The organism is Chrysiogenia bacterium, assembly GCA_020434085.1.
In the GTDB taxonomy this organism is placed as follows: Bacteria; JAGRBM01; JAGRBM01; order JAGRBM01; family JAGRBM01; genus JAGRBM01.
This window is the reverse complement of sequence record JAGRBM010000298.1, coordinates 1-5,558: the sequence shown is the minus strand read 5'-3', so window position 1 is coordinate 5,558 and position 5,558 is coordinate 1. Positions and strand designations below refer to the sequence as shown.

The window sequence follows — 5,558 nt, the reverse complement described above, 5'->3', positions numbered from 1 at the left end:
TCACGACCGATCTGCTGTGAGGTATCCTCGGAATAGTTGCGTGAGCGGGTCATGTCGCGGCCCAGGAAGACTTCTGTCTCGGCCTCACCGTAGGTGAGCGGACCGAGCTTGTCGCTCATGCCCCACTCGCAAACCATCTTGCGGGCAAGGTCGGTCGCACGCTCGATGTCGTTGCCCGCACCGGTGGTGAGCTCATCGAAGATGAGTTCCTCGGCGATGCGTCCGCCCATCAGGATGGAGATCTGCGACTCCACATAGGTGCGCGAGTAGGTGTGCTTGTCTTCCTCGGGCAGGTACTGGGTCAGCCCCAGCGCCATGCCGCGCGGAATGATCGTCACCTTGTGCACCGGATCGGCCGAGTGAACGAGCTTGCCCACGATGGTGTGGCCCGCCTCGTGATAGGCGGTGGTCTTCTTCTCGGCGTCCGAAATCACCTGACTGCGGCGCTCGGTGCCCATGAGCACCTTGTCCTTGGCAGCGTCGAACTCCGCCATGGAGACCGACTCGCGGTCGCGGCGCGCCGCCAGGAGGGCCGCTTCGTTGACGAGGTTTTCCAGGTCGGCGCCGGCAAAGCCCGGCGTTCCGCGCGCAATGACGTTGAGGTTCACATCGCGCGCCAGCGGCACCTTGCGCGTATGGACGGCGAGGATCTGCTCGCGCCCGCGCAGGTCGGGACGCGCCACCACCACGCGGCGGTCGAAACGACCGGGACGAAGCAGCGCCGGGTCGAGTACGTCGGGGCGGTTCGTAGCAGCGACAAGGATCACGCCCTCGTTGGCTTCGAAGCCGTCCATTTCCACAAGAAGCTGATTGAGGGTCTGTTCGCGTTCGTCGTGTCCGCCGCCCAGTCCCGCACCGCGGTGACGGCCCACGGCGTCGATCTCGTCAATGAAAATGATGCACGGCGCGTGCTTTTTGCCCTGCAGGAACAGGTCGCGCACGCGCGAGGCGCCGACGCCCACGAACATCTCGACGAAATCCGAGCCCGAGATGCTGAAGAACGGCACGCCCGCCTCACCGGCAACGGCCTTGGCCAACAGCGTCTTGCCCGTTCCCGGAGGCCCGACAAGCAGCACGCCCTTGGGAATGCGCCCGCCGAGCTTGGTGAACTTCTTGGGGTCGCGCAGGAAGGCGATGATTTCCTCGAGTTCGTCCTTGGCCTCTTCGCAGCCGGCCACGTCTTCGAAGGTGACGCGGTGGGAACTCTCGTGGAGTAACTGGGCGCGCGACTTGCCAAAACTCATCGCCTTACCGCCACCCGCCTGCATCTGTCTCATAAAGAAGAAGAACAGGACGAGAATCAGCAATAGCGGGAACCAGCTGATGAGAATCTGCCACCAGATGGAGTCTTTTTCTTCGACGTAGTTGACCAGCACGTTGTGATCGCGCAGGTCCTTGGCCACCTGGAATTCATGGGCCGGACCATAAGTCGCAAATTCCTGGGTCTGGTCCTTGTACTTTCCGCGAATCTGATAGCCGGTGATATCGACGCGTTCGACGCGGTCCTGCTCTACGGCGTTGAGGAACTCGCTGTAGGCGACCTGGCTGGGATTGGGGGCGTTTTCCTTGACGTACCAAACGACGAGCAGGGTCACCAGAAGGATCATTACCCAGAGGGCGAGGTTTTTCAGGATGTTCTGGAGCAAGGGTTCTCTCTCCGGGCCGAAACCCCAAATTTTCGTGGTTGAGCGGGGTTCGGGCAGCAAAAAAGGCTCAAGATTTCAAGGCTACCACAGGGAGCGCTCCCGGGCCACTTCCGCAGGGTTCTCGGCTCCCTGATTCGATGCCCGGCGCGGCCCGAAGGGGTCACCCAAAGCGGGGCCGGCTCGCAAACCACGAAAAAGCATTCTGTGCCACTCCTCGCCGGGCTGGACCCGCAAATTGCACTGCCGGGGCGTCCCGGAAGTGTAAACATATGTAAACCAGCGGCGAGGCCTCCGGCAAGCGGGCGGCAAGCGGGCGGCGAAATACACTCATAATTTCCAATGGTTACATCCATTCCGGCAAAATTGTCTCCCTCCCCGGGCCCCCGTATCATGCGTGGGTGTGGAGCTGTGGGGCTCCCCGAGGGCTATCAACTTGGTGAGGAAGTTTCTCCAATCCAGCGTGCTTCGTCGTCCCTTCGACGAGGCCCAGGCCGGCAGCACGCCGGCCCCGTCCTTCCCCGATTTCGGGGAACTCATCGTCCCTGTATCACCGGAGCAACCAGCCACGCTGGAGACCCCGCGCGCTGGGCGTCTGCTGCGCCGCCGCGATCAAGCCCCGCATGACCCGCGTGAGCACTTCCAGCGCTGCGCCCGCACGATCTCGGACCTGATGGGCATTCCGGTCGGGGAGCAGCTCTCGCAGGTGCTCGTTTTCGGCCCCCACCCGCGCGCCCTGCTCGAACTGTGCGAGCGCTCGGGACTCTACGACGCCGAGGATCTGGGCGAGATTCACCGCCAGCTTCTGGCCGGCGAGAGCTATTTCCTCCCCGATCTGCCCGCAGTCTTCCTGGCAAACCCGACCGGTTTCGTTGCGGCCGAGGAAGCCTCCCACTTCATTCGCCACGTCAGTGGCGGCTCACCCGATGCGGCGAGCCGTTCGGACCTCTTCTATCAGCTCGTTATGCATGAGGCGCTGGGCTTCTTCGGCTCGCGCCTGGTAGTGCCAGAGCGCGAGACCCCTTGCGAGGCGGAGATCCTGGCGATTGGCCTCTACCCCGGCGAGGATGAAGAGGACTACAGCGAGGACGAGCTGCTCGTCTTCGAGATCGCCGCCCTGCACCTGCAGGCCGAGCGCGATGAAGAGCACGCGCCCTACCTTACCGAGGTCTACGAAGCCCCCATTCCCGCCTTCGTCGGCGCGGCCCACCTGCTCGGCTACTCCCTGGCGCACGAGCTCCATGAGGCCGTCGCGCGCGGGGACGTCGCAATGGAAGAGATTCGCGCGCTCTTTTTTGAGGACTGGGGCCCTGAAGGGGCTGCGCTGCGTTCCTACATCGACCTGCGCTCACGCGTGGGGCTCAGCGAGGAATCCCTCGCGCTGGCCCTCGAAGAATACCTCGACTAGCCTCGCCCGCATTCTCTGGAGCCGCCGCGCCCATCAAGGCCGTAGCGGCTGAAGGCGAGGACCTCCCCCATGTGCGCAGCCCGTCGCACGCCCATGAACCAGCTTGCTCGCAGGTTGCAGCAACTGGCCGGCCCCAAGACCAACTACGCCCGCGGTAAGAAAGCCGCCCGCGTCGTCGCCGTCGCCTCGCAAAAGGGCGGCGTCGGCAAGACCACCACCGCCGTGCATCTGGCCTGCGCACTCGCCGACGAGCTCCATCAGCGCGTCCTGCTCGTCGACCTCGATCCGCAGGGGCACGTGGCCGCCAGCCTTCACGCGCGACTCGGCGGCCGCAAGGGCCATCTCTCCCAGGTCATCATCAATCGTGGCGAAGAGCTGCTCGACCTCGTGCAACCGGTCGCCGATTCTTCACTTGAAGTCGTACTCTCGGACAAGAAACTCGCCGAGAGCGAAGGATTGCTCGCCAGCAAGATCGGCAAGGAGTTCTATCTCAAGCAGTCGCTCGAAGTGACGCGCACCCATTACGACTGGATCATTCTCGATTGCCCGCCGCACGTGGGAGAGCTCACCGTCAATGCGCTCGTCGCCGCCGACGAGGTGCTCGTGCCGACCGAACTCTCGGCGCTCTCTTATGAAGGGGTGAACGATCTCTTCGACGCATTCGCGCGCGTGAGCGAAAACCTCAATCCGCGCCTGGGGATTCTGGGAATCGTGCTGACCAAGGTGGATGCGCGAACCCCGGCGGCCAACGCCTCCATCCGGCGACAGGTGGAGACCACATTCGGTCCCATCGTCTGCGCCGCGGAGATCCCGATCAACTCTGCCATTCGCCAGGCCCAGCACCTTGGGCAGCCGCTCTTTGCGCACCAGCCCCAGGCGGCAGCCGCCCTCGCCTACCGAGCACTGGCCGAAGAAATCACCGGCCGCGACAGCGAAGGCAACTGGGCGATTTAGAAATCGACAAAGACGATGTTCCCGCCGATCCCATACTGGTGGGTCGAAATGTTTCCTGAAAAACCGTTCTGGTAGCGGTAGCGGAACTCGATGGCGAAGGCCATGTCATCGAGCAACAGGACTTCCACGCCGCCGCCGGCATCGGTAGTAAAAGCGAGCTCACCATCGACATCCCCGTCCCAGCCCGCCGGGGCAGGGTTTGTCGGTGCGTCGGCGGCAATGGCGGCAATGCCCGCACCGCCGAAGATGTAGGGCGAGAAGGTCCAGTCGATGGGCTGCAGACGCGCCCCCAGCGTGCTCCAGAAGGTCGCCATATCGCCGGGATTGTCCTCGTAGGAATCCAGGCCCATTGAGAACTGAATCGCAAAGCCCCGACGCAGCTCGCGGCCTCCGTAGAGCACTACGCCCACGCCCGTGCCGAAGCTCTTTTCCATGGCCGCGCGCTTGAAGTGCCCGTCGGGATTGATCCAGCTCAGCCGAATGCCTGCATAGGAGCGGTCGCCCCCCTCGAAGCCACCGAAGAGCGAGGGCGGTTGACGTTTCTTTGCACCCTCTTCCCCGGACTGGGCGAGAAACGAGAACTCGCTCACCGATAGCGCCCTCTCGGCGCGTGCCGGCGCGGCGGCAAGGACGATCAGCGCGAGGGCCAGAAGAAAGACAAAGCTGCGTATGGGGGTTTTCATCGTTTTCATTCCATCAGTCCTGAGTTTTGCATCGAGCCTAGACCTGCGCTCACGCCATCAGCGTGAGCAAGCTCACAGACCGGCAGATTTTATCGCTATTCGAAAAGGAAAAGGACGTTCATGCCCAGGCTCACCGGGTAGACCCAGATGCCGCTGTCCTTGATCGAGCGCACCCGGACTTCGGGCTGCAATGCGATCAGGTCGGTCACGTAGATGTCCACGCCGCCGGCAAAGGTGTAGGCGAACTCCACATTCGTGTCGATGTTCGCCGCGACGCCGGAGGCCTTGATGTTGCCCACCGCCGCACCGATGCCGCCGAGCACGTAGGGATCGATACGCCCCAGCCGCGGATTGAACTTGAGCTCGGCCAGGAACCAGTGCGCCTCCAGGTCCACGGCCTTGCCGCTGTGAAACTCGCCGGTGTAGCCAACCTGCAAGGAGACATTGTCCATGATCGGGCCGCCGAAGTAGCCGTTGAAGCTGAAGCCCTTGCCAAAGATGTCGTCGAAGCCCTGGGTGGGCTGCGCCGGCAACGTCAGCAACGCCGGGTGCTTGCCGATGGCGCCGTTGCCGAAATCCACCGCGCCGCCGCCGGTAAAATAGAGCTTCTTCTTGGGTTTGGGCTCTGCGTTTGCCACATGCGGCAATGCAAGCACCGCAAACAGGGCCAGCACCGCCAGAATCGTCCGCCTCATACTCTTCTCCCGCTCTCTACACTGTGTGCCCAATCCAATCACGGGCACGCCCGGTGTGCAAGGGCTATTTGAGATTTGCCTGACGCGCGCGCTCGACCATCGGTGCCAGCGGCGCGAGTTCCTCGTGGCGGGCGATCACGCCCTGCATGCTGGCAAAGAGCGCCGGCAGGTGAAC

General features: G+C 63.3%; 5 protein-coding genes. 2 read left to right on the top strand and 3 right to left on the bottom strand.

Features of this window, described 5'->3' with window-relative positions:
- A partial coding sequence (ftsH, locus tag KDH09_10355) for an ATP-dependent zinc metalloprotease FtsH (protein MCB0220085.1) occupies window positions 1–1,607 on the bottom strand: 1,607 nt, incomplete at its 3' end.
- A gap of 475 nt (window positions 1,608–2,082) precedes the next feature.
- Here ftsH and KDH09_10350 point away from each other — a divergent pair.
- Complete coding sequence (locus tag KDH09_10350; GenBank protein ID MCB0220084.1) at window positions 2,083–3,051, top strand: hypothetical protein; 969 nt, start codon at window positions 2,083–2,085, stop codon at window positions 3,049–3,051.
- Window positions 3,052–3,120: 69 nt separating this feature from the next.
- The gene (locus tag KDH09_10345) at window positions 3,121–4,005 is read left to right on the top strand and encodes a ParA family protein (protein ID MCB0220083.1); all 885 of its coding nucleotides are present in this window, start codon (window positions 3,121–3,123) and stop codon (window positions 4,003–4,005) included.
- Here KDH09_10345 and KDH09_10340 read toward each other — a convergent pair.
- Window positions 4,002–4,688 carry a hypothetical protein gene (locus KDH09_10340; protein MCB0220082.1) on the bottom strand — a complete coding sequence of 229 codons (687 nt, stop codon included), beginning with the start codon at window positions 4,686–4,688 and terminating at the stop codon, window positions 4,002–4,004. The two genes, KDH09_10345 and KDH09_10340, sit on opposite strands and share 4 nt — an antisense overlap.
- Window positions 4,689–4,783: 95 nt before the next feature.
- The gene (locus KDH09_10335; GenBank protein ID MCB0220081.1) at window positions 4,784–5,383 is read right to left on the bottom strand and encodes a hypothetical protein; all 600 of its coding nucleotides are present in this window, start codon (window positions 5,381–5,383) and stop codon (window positions 4,784–4,786) included.
- Window positions 5,384–5,558: the final 175 nt, after the last annotated feature.

Excerpts from the sequence above, each read along its gene's own strand:
- KDH09_10335 (MCB0220081.1), bottom strand. The coding sequence starts at position 5,383 with ATGAGGCGGACGATTCTGGCGGTGCTGGCCCTGTTTGCGGTGCTTGCA.
- KDH09_10340 (MCB0220082.1), bottom strand. The coding sequence starts at position 4,688 with ATGAAAACCCCCATACGCAGCTTTGTCTTTCTTCTGGCCCTCGCGCTG.
- KDH09_10345 (MCB0220083.1), top strand. The coding sequence starts at position 3,121 with ATGTGCGCAGCCCGTCGCACGCCCATGAACCAGCTTGCTCGCAGGTTG.